Source organism: Pseudomonas sp. W22_MBD1_FP4 (genome assembly GCF_052113765.1).
Taxonomy (GTDB): domain Bacteria; phylum Pseudomonadota; class Gammaproteobacteria; order Pseudomonadales; family Pseudomonadaceae; genus Aquipseudomonas; species Aquipseudomonas sivasensis.
On sequence record NZ_JBGQOI010000003.1, the window covers coordinates 36,056 to 50,877 of the forward strand.

The following is a 14,822-nucleotide window of genomic DNA, read 5'->3' on the forward strand; positions in this document are numbered from 1 at the left end:
CTTTGGGTAATGGCTGCGCCGTTTTTGTGGTCCGCAGCGCCGAGCGGCAGGACTGCTCGGTTGCCGTAAACCGTCACTGTGCGGGCATCATCGGCCACAATGGGGATGATGTTCTGGACAGCGTCACACCGCGCGCAGTGCCTGTATTGGCGAGCAGGCAGTCGTTGCCGGGCGCTGGCGTGCCGGAAACCGAAAGGTCACATTGGATGCGTTGGTGCAGGTGACTTTAGTCGACGTATACGACTAGGAAGCCTACGCGGGTTTTGCTAGGCCTGCTTCTATGCTCACTACTTACACCGTCAGGCTTTTAGATGACCATGAAAAGGTTCGGCAGGCAATTGAGCTGGGCAAAACCCAAAACCTGACCGAGCTGGTGACGGCCATTCGAACGGTCGCTCAAGGCCGGATTTACTTGAAACCCTGTAGGTGTCCTAAATATGAAATCGAGAGTGGAGCTTTCAACTCTGTTGCAAATGAACGCTTGTCCAACACCCAAGGAGCAGGAAGTGTTGCGGTGTTTTCTCGATGGTATGACGGTAAATTCAATTGCTGCGAAGTTTTCGCGTAGTGCAAGTACCATCAGCACGCAAAAGCAATCGGCGTATCGCAAGTTGGGCATTAGCAGTGACAGCGAACTCTTCAAGTTCAGTTACCAGTTCGGCGAGCCGGGATGACGGCCCGTCAAACGGGCTCATCCAAATAACGCAGCGCCAACCGCTCCGTCGTCAGCCGTGTCGGCAATAGCAGGTGCGGCGCTACCAGCATCATGATCTGGTACACCACGACCCGTATCTCGCCTTCGCGATCAAGTATCCGCTGGTAATCCAGGGAAAACAGCAAGGTCATGGTGATCTGTTCCACCAATTGCCCCAGTGCCTGCGTGTCACTGACCACTTGCCCAGCTGCCTTCAATCGCGCCAGCAATGATGCCAGGGTACGTTTGAGCGCTGTAAGCAGGTTGCGAATGCCTTTGGCAAGCTTCGGTAGGCGTCCGGCCAAGTTGGACAAGTCCTGGAACAGAAACCGGTAGTGGGCCATTCGCTCGACAATCAGGTGCAGGAACAGCCAGTAATCCTCAGCCTTCAATTGTGCGTCTGCGGGCGGATCGAGCAACGGCGCCAGCTCACCTTGAAAACGCTCAAAAAGCCCAATGATCAGCGGCTCCTTGCCATGGAAGTGGTAGTAGAGGTTGCCGGGACTGATCCCCATTTCATTGGCCACCTCCATGGTTGATACATTCGGCTCGCCCTTTTGGTTGAACAACTGCAGGGCGCATTCAAGGATACGGTCGCGGGTCTTCATCCAGTCTTCTTAATGTGATCGTTGAGCTCAGCGCACTCGCACATAGGTGCCCGGCGCCGCTTCCATCGGTGGGTAATTCTGGTTGCCCAGAGCCGTGAGGGTTTCGCGTTGCACGCCCGAGCGCTGCTGGATCCACTCCAGCCATTGCGGCCACCAACTGCCTTCGACATGGTTGGCGTCGTAGTACCAGGCGCGTGGGTCGCTGCTCAGTTTCTGGTTCTCGACGTAGTTGGCCTTGGGGTTGCCCGGAGGGTTGAGGATGCTCTGGATATGCCCGCTGTTGGACAGCACGAAGCGCCGCTCGCCGCCCAGCAATTGTGTGGAGCGATACACCGCGTCCCACGGCGTAATGTGGTCGTTGATGCCGGCCACGCTGAAGCTGTCCACGGTGACCTTTTGCAAGTCAATGGGCGTGCCGCACACCTCCAGGCCGCCGGGATGGCTCAGCGGGTTGTGCTTGAAGAAGTCCAGCAGGTCGCCATGCAGCGCGGCGGGCAGGCGCGTGTTGTCGTTGTTCCAGTACAGGATGTCGAAGGCCGGCGGTTCCTTGCCCAACAGGTAGTTGTTGATCCAGTAATTCCAGATCAGGTCATTGGGGCGCATCCAGGCGAAGACCTTGGCCATGTCGCGCCCATCCAGCACTCCCTCTTGATAGGAGCGACGTTTGGCGGCTTCCAAGGTTTGCTCGTCGGCGAACAGGGTGGCAGGGCTGTCGATCTGGCTGTCCAGCAGGCTCACCAGGTAGCTGGCGCTGGAGATGCGGCGTAGCTGACGCTTGGCCTGCAAGTGGCCTTGCAAGGCGGCGATGGTCAGGCCGCCGGCGCAGGCACCCATCAGGTTGACTTCTCGGGCGCCGGTGATTGCCCGGCATACGTTAAGCGCTTCCTCCAGTGCCGCAACGTAGGTGGACAGGCCCCACTCGCGGTGGCGCAAATCCGGGTTGCGCCAGCTGACCATAAAGGTCTGCAGTCCGTTTTTGAGCGCGTACTGCACAAAGCTGTTGGCCGGGCTCAAGTCGAAAATGTAGTACTTGTTGATCTGCGGCGGCACGATCAGCAGTGGCTTGGCGTACTGTTTTTCGCTCATGGGCTTGTACTGGATCAGCTCCAGCAGCTCATTGCGAAACACCACCGAGCCAGGGGTGGTGGCAACCGTCTTGCCAACTTCGAACGCGTGCTTGCTCACTTGGCGTGGCAAACCGTTGTTGTGCAGCAGGTCTTCGAACAAATTGGCCACACCGCGCACCACGCTGTTGCCGCCGGAGTTGAGCAACTCTTTGACGGCCAGCGGGTTGAGCAGGGTGTTGGAGGGGGAGACGGCATCGTTGAGCAGGGAGAAGGCGAAGTGTGCGCGGGCCCGGTCATCGGCGCTCAGGGCGCTGTCGTCGATCCAGTGACGTGTCTGCTTCTGCCAGCTCAAATAGGCTTGCAGACTTCGGCGGTAGAGCGGGTTGAGCTTCCAGGTGGGATCGCTGAAGCGGCTGTCATGGGGGTTGGGCTCGTGAACGGTCTCGCCCAACAGCACCCGACCCAACTGGCCGCTCAAGGCCCAGGCATGCCGGGCGGTGTGCACCGGGTTGCGCAAGCTGTGGGCGGCGACGCTGCGCAAGGTCGAGAGCAAGTCCCTGCCCCTGAGGCCGGTGATCGCATTTTGCGCATTGATGAACGCAGCAGGGGTAGGCGCCGGGTTCGTCACGGGTCTTTCTCGCATGAGCCAACACTCCTTCGTCTAGCCATCAAACAGGCACGCCAATTCAGAACCATAGTCGGTTCCTGGCAAGTTGCGCGGCGTTGCGTCCTTACACCGCCGGGCGTGGATGAATCACTGCACGCATTCGCTCCTCTTCCAAGAACTTCATGATGATCGGCGCCACGGCTTCGGCCCGGGTGATCAAGAACAGGTGGCCGTCATCGATGATGTGCAATTGCGCATTGGGGATGCGCCAAGCCAGCATGCGCATATTGATCAAGGGGATCAGCGGGTCGTCGTCCCCCGCCAGCACCAGGGTGGGCTGGCGGATCTTGTGCAGCCAATGGATGCTGGTCCAGCCCAGCCCGGCGAACAGCTGCCAGTAGTAACCGAGTTTGCCGGCAGATCGCACCTTGCTCGCATGTTCGGCGGCGAGGTTCGAGTCGCGGCGGAAAGAACCGCCATAAATCATCGGCGCGATACGCACCACATGGGACGGTTGGATGTAGCGGCGTGGGCTTGCCATCAGCCACAAAACCTTGGGCTTACCCGGCACCATCACTGCGCCAGCCGCCGTAGCTGCCAGGATCAGTTTCTTGCAGCGCTCCGGGTAGTCGTAGGCAAACTGTTGCGCCAGTGCACCACCCCAGGACACGCCTACGGCGTTGACCTGGCCGTAGTCGAGATAGTCGAGCATGCGCGCGGTGAGCTTGGCCAGGCCGGGAAAACGATAGGGCCGCTTGGGGGTAGATGAGCCGCCGACGCCTGGCACATCGAATGCAATCACCTCCAGGTCCGGGTCCAGGGCCTGGACGAACGGAAACACCAACTCAAGGTTGGCGCCGATGCCGTTGAAGATCAGCAGCGGCGTCAAGTGAGGCTTGCCCGGGCGCACCGCCGTGCGGATGGTCTGGCCATCCAGGTCGATGGTGCGGAAGATGAACGGTTGCGGCATGCTCAAGCCCTGTGAGGTAGTCCGGTAGGTATTGGGTCAACGTGGGAGGGGGCTTGCTCCCGATAGCATCAACGCGGTGTAGCAGGCGCTCCGTGTCGCCTGCATCGGGAGCAAGCCCCCTCCCACATTTGATCCCATTTCAATCTAACGCTCGTGTACGTAGGTTCCAGGTGCCGCTTCGGCTGCGGCGTAGGTTTTGTTGCCTAATGTCGTCGGCGCCTTCTTCAGCTTCCCGGCGCGCTCTGCCTGCCATACCTGCCAGTGCAGCCACCAGGAATCGGTGTGCTTGGTTGCGTTCTCCTGCCATTCCAGAGGCTTGCCCGCGAGGCTGTCGCTGGTCTGGTAGCGCGCCTTGGGGTTGCCCGGTGGGTTGAGAATGCTCTGGATATGCCCGCTGCTGGACAACACAAATTCCACCTTGCCGCCAAACAACTGCGCCGACTTGTAGCAAGACTGCCAGGGTGTGATGTGATCGTTGGTGCCGGCCAGTGAATAAATATCCGCCGTGACCTGCTTGAGGTCGATGGGCGTGCCGCACACTTCCAGTGCGTTGGCGCGTACCAGCGGGTTGTTTTTGAACAGTTCGATCAGGTCGCCATGGAAGGCGGCCGGCAAACGTGTGGTGTCGTTGTTCCAGAACAGGATGTCGAACACCGGCGGCTCGTTGCCCAGCAGGTAGTTATTGACCCAGTAGTTCCAGATCAGGTCGTTGGGGCGCATCCAGGCGAATACCTTGGCCATGTCGCGGCCTTCCAGCACGCCGGCCTGGTAGGAATGGCGCTTGGCCGCTTCCAGGGTCTGCTCATCCACAAACAGCGCCACCTGGGTGTCCAGGGTGGTGTCCAGCACACTCACCAGCAAGGTCAGGGCGTTGACCTTCTTCTCACCCAGCGCCGCGTAGTGGCCGAGCAGAGCGGTGCAGGTAATGCCTCCGGAGCAGGCGCCGAGCATGTTGATGTCTTTGCTGGCGGTGATCGCCGTGACCACATCGACCGCTTCCTTGAGCGCCTCAATATAGGTCGACAGGCCCCATTCACGCTGGGCTTTGGTCGGGTTTCGCCAACTGACGATAAAGGTTTGCTGGCCGTTGCGCAGGCAGAAGCGCGCCAGGCTCTTTTCCGGGCTCAGGTCGAATACGTAGAATTTGTTGATCTGCGGCGGTACGACCAGCAGCGGGCGCTCATGCACCTGCTCGGTGATTGGCTTGTACTGGATCAGCTCCAGCACGTCGTTGCGAAACACCACCGCGCCTTCAGTGGTGCCAAGGGACTTGCCCACTTCAAAGGCGCCCATGTTGACCTGGCTCGGCATGCCGCCGTTGTGCACCATGTCCTTGGCCAAATGTGACAGGCCGTCGAGCAGGCTTTTACCGCCGGTTTCAAAGAAGCGTTTGACTGCCGCCGGGTTGGCTGCGCTGTTGGTGGGGGCCATGGCTTCGGTCATCAGGTTGATTACGAAGTGGCCGCGGCTGATGTCCTGGTCCGACAGGTTGCTGTCGCCAATCCAGTCATGCAGTTCCTTGCGCCACGCCAGGTAGGTTTGCAGGTAGCGCTTGTAGAGCGGGTTCTGGCTCCAGGCCGGGTCGTGGAAGCGACGGTCGTCGCTCTCAGGCACCAGCTCCGATTTGCCGAACATCACATTCTTCAATTCAACGCCAAAGTGGGCGACGTGCTTGACGCTGTGCAACGGTTGCTTGATGGCTTGGGTCAGCACCATCTTGGCCGAGGCCAGTAAATCCTTTTTGCGTAACGCGATGATCGGGTTGAGCCCCAGGGTGTTTTCCGAGGCCTGGCGTTTCAAGTCATCGTTGTTCTTGTTACTCATCTACGACGCTCCATTGTCCGAAAGACGAGTACCGGGTACCGCCGTGCACCAAGTTTCGATACACAACACAAGCCTGGTACTGCGACTCGGGTGACCGTTGATACCGCATCGTCAAATGCAGGGAACTTGCCAGTTCCATTGGTTACCCGAGTTTAATTTTTTTCGCAAGCGGGCCAATCGTTGACCACGCGACAGGGCATTCAAACAGATGAAATTAGAAAATGCCCTCTAATGAGCGAGAAGCCTGGACTAGAGCATCAGCCGCACGACCGACTGACTCGGGTCGCGGGTTTTGCCGGCGGCTTTGAGCTCGGCGAGATAATCGGTCCACAACGCGTCCTGACGCACGGCCAATTGATAGAGGTAGTCCCAAGTGAACAGTCCGCTGTCATGCCCATCGTCGAAGGTCAATTTCAGTGCGTACTGACCGGCCGGTTCTACTTTGATCAACTTAACGTTGAGCTTGCCGAATTGCAGGATGGGTTTGCCGTGGCCCTGGACCTCGGCGGAAGGCGAGTGGGTGCGCAGCAGTTCGGCGGGAAGTTGGTATACCTCGTCGGGCCCGTAGGTGAGGCCGAGGGTGTTCGAGGTTTTGTGCAGGTTTACAGCAGTAGGAAACTTGGCCATATGAGGTGCTCTTGAATAAACCGGCTTAAAAATGTGGGAGGGGGCTTGCCCCCGATTGCAGTGGGTCAGCTATAGATAAGCTGACTGATCCACCGCTATCGGGGGCAAGCCCCCTCCCACATTTGAAGCAAAGCAGTTCTGTGTGAGGCTTACAGAATATACCGCGACAAGTCCTCGTTCTGTGCCAATTCGCCCAAGTGGCTGTTGACGTATTCGGCGTCGATCTTGATCGCCTCGCCATTCTGCGCACCGGCCATGTCGCCGGCGCTGAAAGACACTTCCTCAAGCAAGCGCTCAAGCAACGTGTGCAGGCGACGCGCGCCGATGTTTTCGGTCTTCTCGTTGACCTGCCACGCGATCTCAGCCAAGCGCTTGATACCGTCCGGCAGGAACTCAATGCCCAGGCCTTCGGTTTTCAACAGCTCGCGATACTGCTCAGTGAGCGACGCATGCGGTTCGCTGAGGATGCGTTCGAAGTCGCCAGGGGTCAGTGCCTTCAGCTCTACGCGAATCGGCAGACGACCTTGCAACTCCGGCACCAGGTCGCTTGGCTTGCTCAGGTGGAACGCACCGGAAGCGATAAAAAGGATGTGGTCGGTCTTGACCATGCCCAGCTTGGTGTTCACGGTGCAGCCTTCGATCAGCGGCAGCAGGTCGCGCTGTACGCCTTCGCGGGACACATCGACGCCGCCGGAATTGCCGCGCTTGGCCACCTTGTCGATCTCGTCGATAAACACGATGCCATGCTGCTCGACAGCTTCCAGGGCTTTGGCCTTGAGCTCTTCCTCATTCACCAGGCGCCCGGCTTCTTCGTCGCGTACCAGCTTGAGCGCCTCTTTCACCTTGAGCTTGCGGCTTTTCTTCTTGCCCTTGCCCATGTTGGCGAACAGGTTCTGCAACTGGCTGGTCATTTCTTCCATGCCAGGCGGTGCGGAAATATCGACGCCGGAGACCTCGGCGACTTCAATCTCGATTTCCTTGTCATCCAACTGGCCTTCACGCAGGCGTTTGCGGAACAGTTGGCGGGTGTTGGAATCGGACGACGGCGCTGCGTCTTCGTTGAAACCCATGCGTGCCGGTGGCAACAGGGCATCGAGGATGCGTTCTTCGGCGGCGTCTTCGGCGCGGTGGCTGACCTTGGTCACTTCCTGTTCGCGCAGCATCTTCAGGGCGGCGTCGGCCAGATCACGGATGATCGACTCGACGTCACGGCCCACATAGCCGACTTCGGTGAACTTGGTTGCTTCGACCTTGATGAACGGGGCATTGGCCAACTTGGCCAGGCGCCGGGCGATTTCGGTTTTACCGACACCGGTCGGGCCGATCATCAGGATGTTCTTCGGTGTTACTTCAACGCGTAATTCTTCGGGCAGTTGCATCCGGCGCCAGCGGTTACGCAGCGCGATGGCAACGGCGCGCTTGGCATCGTCCTGGCCGATGATATGGCGGTTGAGTTCATGGACGATTTCGCGGGGAGTCATGGACATAGTTTTTGGCGGCCTCAAGCGGGAATAAGCCTACGGCTTACTCGGCGAGGTCCTGCTCCTCAATGGTGAAGTTGTGGTTGGTGAACACGCAAATGTCGCCGGCGATGCCCAGGGCGGTTTCGACGATTTCGCGGGCCGACAGGTCGGTTTTCTTCAACAGTGCGCTCGCCGCGGCCTGGGCGTAACCGCCACCGGAGCCCATGGCGATCAAGCCGTGCTCGGGTTCAACCACATCGCCGTTGCCGGTGATGATCAGCGAAGCGTCTTTGTTTGCTACAGCCAGCATGGCTTCCAGGCGGCTGAGGGAGCGGTCGGTGCGCCATTCTTTAGCGAGCTCCACAGCGGCGCGCACAAGGTGGCCCTGATGTTTCTCAAGCTGGCCTTCGAAACGCTCGAAGAGGGTAAAAGCGTCGGCGGTAGCGCCAGCAAAGCCGGCGAGCACCTGGCCGTGGTACAGGCGACGGACTTTCTTCGCGTTGCCTTTCATCACGGTATTACCCAGGGAAACCTGGCCGTCGCCGCCCATGACGACTTTGCCGTGGCGACGTACTGAAACGATGGTGGTCAAGGGGAGAGTCTCCACGCAGCGGGGCGAAAATGCCCTGATGGAAACTCATATGGGGGTGGCGGGGGGGATTTCAACCGTAGGGGGTTATGGCGGACGAGTGGCGTTTATCGGTCTGACACACATTTCAGAGCGCTGCAAAACCAAATGTGGGAGGAGGCTTGCCCCCGATGGCGGAGTGTCAGTCAATGAATCTGGTGACTGATACACCGCCATCGGGGGCAAGCCCCCTCACACATTAATGCTGTTGTGTCTTCGAAATCAGCGGCTCTGGCGTTGTTGTAACAACAGGTTGCTAAACCCTGCGCCGGCCAATTGTTTCTGTGCCACGGTCAGCTGTTCGCGATTGCTGAACGGCCCCACCAGGACGCGATACCAGGTCGCGTCCTTTACAGTGCCGGACTCCACCGTCACCGTCTGGCCCAGCAGAATAATCTGCGCACGCACACGATCCGCATCCGCCTGTTTCGGGAAGGAGCCCGCTTGCAGGAAGAACTTGGTCACCGGCGCCGCTTTGGTCTCCGCAACCGGTGGTGCGGGCGGCGGAGTAATCCCGGCCAGCGCTGCCTGGGCCCGCGCAGTGTCGATTTTCGCGGCTTCCGCTGGGGTCACCGGGGTGGTCGGCACTTGCGGCGTCGGCAGGGTTTTCTCCGGCACGGCGTCAGGCGGCACGATCACTTCCGATTCCGGCAGCAGCGTATAGAAGTCGTACTTCGGCTTTACCGGTGCCGTTGGGCTCGGTGCAGTCTTGTTAGCTTCAGCCATTTTCGTGGCCTTTTGCTGTTCCTGCTTGACGCGTTTGACGTCATCGCCCTGGCCTGGGTCCAGCTTCATCAGGAACACGATAAACGCGCCAACCGTGAGGCCGATGGCCATCCACAACCAGCCCGGAATCGGCTTCTTCGCCGGGGCCTGGTAGCGGCTGGCGCCGCGCTTGGGTGCAGGTTTTTTCTTGGCAGCCAACTTACATACGCTCCAGAGTTTCCAGGCCCAACAGTTCCAGGCCTTGCTTGAGGGTCCGTCCAGCCAGTGCGGCGAGGCGCAGGCGGCTTTGCTTCTGGGCTTCGTCGTCGGCGGTGAGGATCGGGCAGTTCTCGTAGAAGCTGGAGAACAATCCGGCGACTTCATACAGGTAGGTGCAGAGGATATGCGGCGTGCCTTTCTCGCCGACGCTGTTCAGCACTTCGCCGAATTGCGCCAGTTTGGCGGCCAGTTCCTGTTCATGAGGCGCGTCCAGCACGATCTGGCCTTCGACTTCGCTGAAGTCCTTGCCCAGCTTGCGGAACACACCGGCCACGCGGGTGTAGGCGTACAGCAGGTACGGCGCGGTGTTGCCTTCGAAGTTGAGCATCAGTTCGAAGTTGAAGCTGTAGTCGCTGGTGCGGTGCTTGGACAGGTCGGCGTATTTCACCGCGCCAATCCCCACTACGCGGGCGATGTTGCGCAGGTCGGCTTCGGCCAGCTCCGGGTTCTTTTCCTTCACCAGGTTGTAGGCACGCTCCTGGGCTTCGTTCAGCAGGTCGATCAGCTTCACGGTGCCGCCGTCGCGGGTCTTGAACGGACGGCCATCGGCGCCGTTCATGGTGCCGAAGCCCATGTGTTCCATGTGCATCGGGTGGGTGATGAAGCCCGCACGGCGCGCCACTTCGAACACCTGCTGGAAGTGCAGGGCTTGGCGCTGGTCGACGAAATACAGCGCGCGATCCGCCTTGAGCACGCCGCTGCGGTAACGCACGGCGGCCAAGTCGGTGGTGGCGTAGAGGTAGCCACCATCGGCCTTGACGATGATCACCGGCAGCGGCTCGCCGTCGGCGGTCTTGAATTCTTCGAGGAACACGCACTGCGCGCCGTTGCTCTCGACCAGCAGGCCCTTGGCCTTGAGGTCGTTGACCACATTGATCAGGTCGTCGTTGTAGGCGCTTTCACCCATCACGTCGGCCATGGTCAACTTGACGTTGAGCAGCTCGTAGATTTCCTGGCAGTGGGACAGCGAGATATCACGGAAGCGGCCCCACAGATCCAGGCATTCCTTGTCGCCGGCCTGCAGTTTCACCACCAGGCCACGGGCCCGGTCGGCGAACTCTTCGGATTCATCGAAACGCTTTTTGGCGGCGCGGTAGAAGTTCTCCAGGTCCGACAGCTCGTTGCTGGTGATCGGGTTTTCCTGCAGATAAGCCATCAGCATGCCGAACTGGGTGCCCCAGTCGCCCACGTGGTTCTGGCGGATCACGGTGTCGCCCAGGAACTCCAGCACCCGCGCCACGCCATCGCCAATGATGGTCGAGCGCAGGTGGCCGACGTGCATCTCTTTGGCGAGGTTAGGTGCCGACAGGTCAATGGCCACGCGCTGAGCCGGGCCGGCCTTACGTACGCCGATCTTGGCATCGGCGAGGGCTGCATCCAGGCGCGAAGCCAGGGCCTGGGTGTTTTGGAAGAAGTTGATAAAGCCAGGGCCGGCGATTTCGGCCTTGGTCACACTCTCATCAGCCGGCAGCGCGGCGATGATTTTTTCCGCCAGGTCGCGCGGCTTCATGCCAGCCGGCTTGGACAGCATCATCGCGATGTTGCTGGCGAAGTCGCCGTGGGTCTTGTCTCGGGTGTTTTCCACCTGGATCGCCGGCGTCAGGCCTTCAGGCAACACACCTTCGTTGACGAGTTGGGTGAGGGCTTGTTGGATCAGCTGGCGAATGGTGTCTTTCATGGTGTTCTCTTTCGACCGCAAGCGGCGGCGCGCGATGCGCAGGTGGAAAAACTGGGCATTATCCGTGGCGAGGGCGGGCTTGCCAACCTTCGTGGGACCTGTGGCCTGGGTTAATACAAATCTACCGGGTCTACATCCAACGACCATCGCACTTGTCGGCCGCTGGGCATTTGCTCCAGGGCAAGCAGCCAGCTACTTAATAGTCGATGCAGCGGTGCGCGTGAGGTTGCCTGCAAGAGTAGCTGAGCGCGATAGCGTCCGGCGCGGCGCTCCATGGGCGCGGGCACCGGGCCGAGCAGTTCGATGCCGGTCAGGCTCAGTTCGCTCAGTAAACCTTCGGCGACGCTGCATGCTTCATCAAGAAAACCTTCGGCCTGGCCGGGCTTGTGCGCTTCTGCTCGCAGCAATGCCAGGTGCGCAAACGGCGGCAGGCCGGCGGAACGGCGTTCGCTCAGTGCTTGTTCGGCGAAGGCAAAATAGCCTTGTTCGGTCAGTTGGATCAGCAAAGGATGGTCAGCGAGGTGGGTCTGAATAATCACCTTGCCCGGCTCCTCCGCGCGCCCGGCACGACCCGCGACCTGCACGATCAACTGCGCCATGCGCTCGCTGGCGCGGAAGTCCCCGGAGAACAAACCACCGTCGGCATCCAGGATCGACACCAGTGTCACCCGTGGAAAGTGGTGCCCTTTGGCGAGCATCTGCGTGCCCACCAGGATGCACGGCTGGCCTTTCTGAATAGTGGCGAACAGCTGATTCATCGCGTCTTTGCGCGACGTGCTATCGCGGTCGACTCGCAGTACCGGGTAATCCGGAAACAGAATGCCCAAGCGCTCTTCGGCACGTTCGGTGCCCGCGCCCACCGGACGCAGGTCCACCTTGCCGCACTGTGGGCAATGCCGAGGCACACGTTCCACATGGCCGCAGTGGTGGCAGCGCAGCTCACCGTGGCGTTGGTGCACGGTCATGCGCGCATCGCAGCGCTCGCACTCAGACATCCAGCCGCAGTCGTGGCACAGCAGTGTCGGCGCAAAGCCGCGGCGGTTGAGAAACACCAATACTTGCTGACCAGCGGCAAGGGTCTGGCCGATGGCTTGCTGCATCGGCCCGGAAATGCCGCTGTCCAGCGGACGGCTTTTGACGTCCAGGCGCATGAAGCGAGGCTGCTTGGCGCCGCCGGCGCGCTCATTCAAGCGTAGGAGCCCATAACGGCCGGTGTAGGCGTTGTGCAGGCTTTCCAGGGATGGGGTAGCCGAACCGAGCACAATCGGAATGTCTTCCTGGCGCGCGCGCACCAGCGCGAGGTCGCGGGCGTGGTAACGCAGGCCTTCCTGCTGTTTATAGGAGCCGTCGTGCTCCTCGTCGATGATGATCAGGCCGGGGTTTTTCATCGGCGTAAACAGCGCCGAACGGGTGCCGATAATAATGTCAGCCTCGCCATCTCGCGCGGCCAGCCACGACTCGAGACGTTCACGGTCGTTGACCGCCGAGTGCACCAGTGCGATGCGAGCGTTGAAGCGCTGTTCGAAACGCGCCAGGGTTTGCGGGCCGAGGTTGATCTCAGGGATCAACACCAGTGCCTGCTTGCCGGCCTGCAGGGTTTCACGGATCAACTGCAAATAGACTTCGGTCTTGCCGCTGCCGGTGACGCCGGCCAGCAGGAACGCATGGAAACTGTCGAAACCTGCGCGAATCGCTTCATACGCCGCGCGTTGCTCGGGGTTCAGCGGTAATTCCGGCTGGGCCAGCCAATGTTCGTGGCGCGGGTCGGGGGCGTGCTTGCGGATTTCCACCTGCACCAGGCCTTTGGCTAGCAGCAGGTCGAGGCTGTCCTTGCTCAGCATCAGCTTGCTCAATAGCTGATGCGCTACGCCGTGTGGATGCTGGGCCAGGGTTGCCAGGGCTTCACGCTGGCGCGGGGCACGGGCGATGCGCGGGTCATCGAGACGGGCACCGGGCACCGTCGACCAGAAACGTTCCTGGCGTGCTTCGGCCAACTCGCCCTGACGCAACAGCACCGGCAGTGCCCAGCTCAAGGTGTCGCCCAGGCTGTGCTGGTAATACTGGGCGGTCCATAGGCACAGCTTGAACAGTGCTGGCGGCAATGGTGCGGTGGCGTCCAGGATGGCCAGGGCCGGTTTGAGCTTTTCGGCCGGGACTTCGCTGTGATCGGCGACTTCTATCAGAACGCCGATCATTTCCCGTCGGCCAAAGGGTACGCGCACGCGCATGCCTGGCTGCAATTGCGCTCGCAGCACGCCGGCCGGGGCCCGGTAGTCGAACAGGCGGCGCAGGGGCGAGGGCAGGGCTAGGCGCAAAATGGCGTCGGGCACGCGGGGTTCCATATAAGGAGGGTGATGAGGAAGGGCGGGAGCCTAGCAGACAGGGCAAGGCTTGGGTATGCCATGGTTTTCTGATGAAAGGAGCTTTTATGTTGGGAATCGGCCGCAAGGGCCGCTTGCGCGTTTAAAAAGGTCTGGTAGAATCCGCTGCCTAATTACGTGCGGTATTCGACAATAGTGTCGAGTGGCGGCACGCTAGCCCGAGGAAGTGCCATGAAAGCCGATATCCATCCAGCGTACGAAACCATCGAAGTAACCTGCAGCTGCGGCAACAAGTTCGAAACTCGCTCGAACCTGTGCAAGCCACTGGGTACTGACGTATGCAACGAGTGCCACCCGTTCTACACCGGTAAGCAGAAGACTCTGGACACCGGCGGCCGCGTACAGCGCTTCGCAGATCGCTTTGGTGCTTTCGGCAAGAAGCCTGCTACTCCAGCAGAGTAAGGCTCAAAGGCCTTATGGGCTTTTGCCAGCTGTTGAAAAAGGCGTCCCTTGCGGGCGCCTTTTTTGTGCCTGGGATTTGGCTGTCGGCTGTTCAGGCCGAGGTGTTTTGCCCTGCACCGACGTCCGTGTCCCAGGTCGAGGTGCAGCGTGTGGTTGATGGCGATACCGTACGTCTCAAGGATGGCCGCAGCGTGCGGATGATCGGCCTTAATGCGCCGGAGACCGGCAAAAAGGGCCGAACCGATGAGCCCTATTCTGTCGCCGCTCGCCAGCGTTTGCAGGCGTTGGTGGCGGCCAGCGGCGGTCGCGTCGGCCTGGTGCCGGGGCGCGAGCCTAAAGATCATTACGGTCGTACCCTGGCCCACCTTTACGGTGGCAATGGCGAGAACCTGGAGGCGCAATTGCTGGCTGAGGGCCTTGGATTCCAGGTGGGCGTCGCGCCCAATGTGGATCTCGTCGCCTGCCAGCAAGCTGCTGAAAACCGCGCCCGTCAGGCAAGTCTGGGCCTCTGGCGGCAATCGCCAATACAGCCCGTGGCGCAGCTCAAGCAATCCGGCTTTGCCTTGGTCAGCGGCCGCGTAAGCAAAGTCGAACGCAATCGAGGTGGCATCTGGATAGAATTGGAGCGTTCACTGGTATTACGCATTGCACCCGATCTGGCCCACACATTCGATGTCGGTCTGCTTAATGGTCTGCAAGGCAAGGTAGTCGAGGCTCGGGGTTGGGTGCAGGATCGCTCCAAGCGCGGCGGCCTGAAACACGATCATGCGCGTTGGCTGTTGCCGCTGACCGACTCAAGCATGATCAAATTGACGTTTTAATAAAAAATTGTAGACATTTTTTATGTCGATTGTGAACAGTCTAGCCCTTGTATACCGTGGCTTTAGAC

12 protein-coding genes and 1 pseudogene are annotated in these 14,822 nt (G+C 60.2%); 3 read left to right on the plus strand and 10 right to left on the minus strand.

Going from position 1 to position 14,822, the window contains the following annotated elements:
• Positions 1–343: 343 nt before the first annotated feature.
• Positions 344–674: pseudogene (locus ACEN2T_RS05370) on the plus strand (helix-turn-helix domain-containing protein); the annotation flags it as partial.
• A gap of 7 nt (positions 675–681) precedes the next feature.
• On the opposite strand, the gene ACEN2T_RS05375 reads toward ACEN2T_RS05370, so the two are convergent.
• The 10 genes from ACEN2T_RS05375 to ACEN2T_RS05420 form a co-directional block, all read right to left on the minus strand.
• Positions 682–1,302: a TetR/AcrR family transcriptional regulator gene (locus tag ACEN2T_RS05375; RefSeq protein WP_032890239.1), complete on the minus strand. Its 621-nt coding sequence runs from the start codon at positions 1,300–1,302 to the stop codon at positions 682–684.
• 27 nt (positions 1,303–1,329) lie between these two features.
• Positions 1,330–3,012: a class II poly(R)-hydroxyalkanoic acid synthase gene (phaC, locus tag ACEN2T_RS05380; protein ID WP_442116423.1), complete on the minus strand. Its 1,683-nt coding sequence runs from the start codon at positions 3,010–3,012 to the stop codon at positions 1,330–1,332.
• Between the two features lie 88 nt (positions 3,013–3,100).
• Positions 3,101–3,946 carry a poly(3-hydroxyalkanoate) depolymerase gene (gene phaZ / locus ACEN2T_RS05385; RefSeq protein WP_032890243.1) on the minus strand — a complete coding sequence of 282 codons (846 nt, stop codon included), beginning with the start codon at positions 3,944–3,946 and terminating at the stop codon, positions 3,101–3,103.
• 144 nt (positions 3,947–4,090) lie between these two features.
• Entirely contained in the window at positions 4,091–5,770 is a 1,680-nt protein-coding gene (phaC, locus tag ACEN2T_RS05390) for a class II poly(R)-hydroxyalkanoic acid synthase (RefSeq protein WP_442116424.1), read from the minus strand.
• Between the two features lie 249 nt (positions 5,771–6,019).
• Positions 6,020–6,397 (minus strand): gamma-butyrobetaine hydroxylase-like domain-containing protein, encoded by a 378-nt coding sequence (locus tag ACEN2T_RS05395; protein WP_032890248.1) that lies wholly within the window; start codon positions 6,395–6,397, stop codon positions 6,020–6,022.
• 149 nt (positions 6,398–6,546) lie between these two features.
• The gene (gene hslU, locus ACEN2T_RS05400; RefSeq protein ID WP_032890250.1) at positions 6,547–7,884 is read right to left on the minus strand and encodes an ATP-dependent protease ATPase subunit HslU; all 1,338 of its coding nucleotides are present in this window, start codon (positions 7,882–7,884) and stop codon (positions 6,547–6,549) included.
• Between the two features lie 37 nt (positions 7,885–7,921).
• The gene (gene hslV, locus ACEN2T_RS05405; protein ID WP_010563201.1) at positions 7,922–8,452 is read right to left on the minus strand and encodes an ATP-dependent protease subunit HslV; all 531 of its coding nucleotides are present in this window, start codon (positions 8,450–8,452) and stop codon (positions 7,922–7,924) included.
• 258 nt (positions 8,453–8,710) lie between these two features.
• Positions 8,711–9,412, minus strand: coding sequence for an SPOR domain-containing protein (locus tag ACEN2T_RS05410; protein ID WP_027605014.1), 702 nt, complete (start codon positions 9,410–9,412; stop codon positions 8,711–8,713).
• A 1-nt stretch (position 9,413) separates the two neighbouring features.
• Entirely contained in the window at positions 9,414–11,150 is a 1,737-nt protein-coding gene (gene argS / locus ACEN2T_RS05415) for an arginine--tRNA ligase (protein ID WP_032890252.1), read from the minus strand.
• A 110-nt stretch (positions 11,151–11,260) separates the two neighbouring features.
• Complete coding sequence (locus tag ACEN2T_RS05420; RefSeq protein WP_032890254.1) at positions 11,261–13,480, minus strand: primosomal protein N'; 2,220 nt, start codon at positions 13,478–13,480, stop codon at positions 11,261–11,263.
• A gap of 222 nt (positions 13,481–13,702) precedes the next feature.
• Here ACEN2T_RS05420 and rpmE point away from each other — a divergent pair, with 222 nt between their 5' ends.
• Complete coding sequence (gene rpmE, locus ACEN2T_RS05425) at positions 13,703–13,933, plus strand: 50S ribosomal protein L31 (protein ID WP_049710411.1); 231 nt, start codon at positions 13,703–13,705, stop codon at positions 13,931–13,933.
• Positions 13,934–13,947: 14 nt separating this feature from the next.
• Positions 13,948–14,754: a thermonuclease family protein gene (locus ACEN2T_RS05430; RefSeq protein WP_122764236.1), complete on the plus strand. Its 807-nt coding sequence runs from the start codon at positions 13,948–13,950 to the stop codon at positions 14,752–14,754.
• The last annotated feature ends 68 nt before the right edge of the window (positions 14,755–14,822 follow it).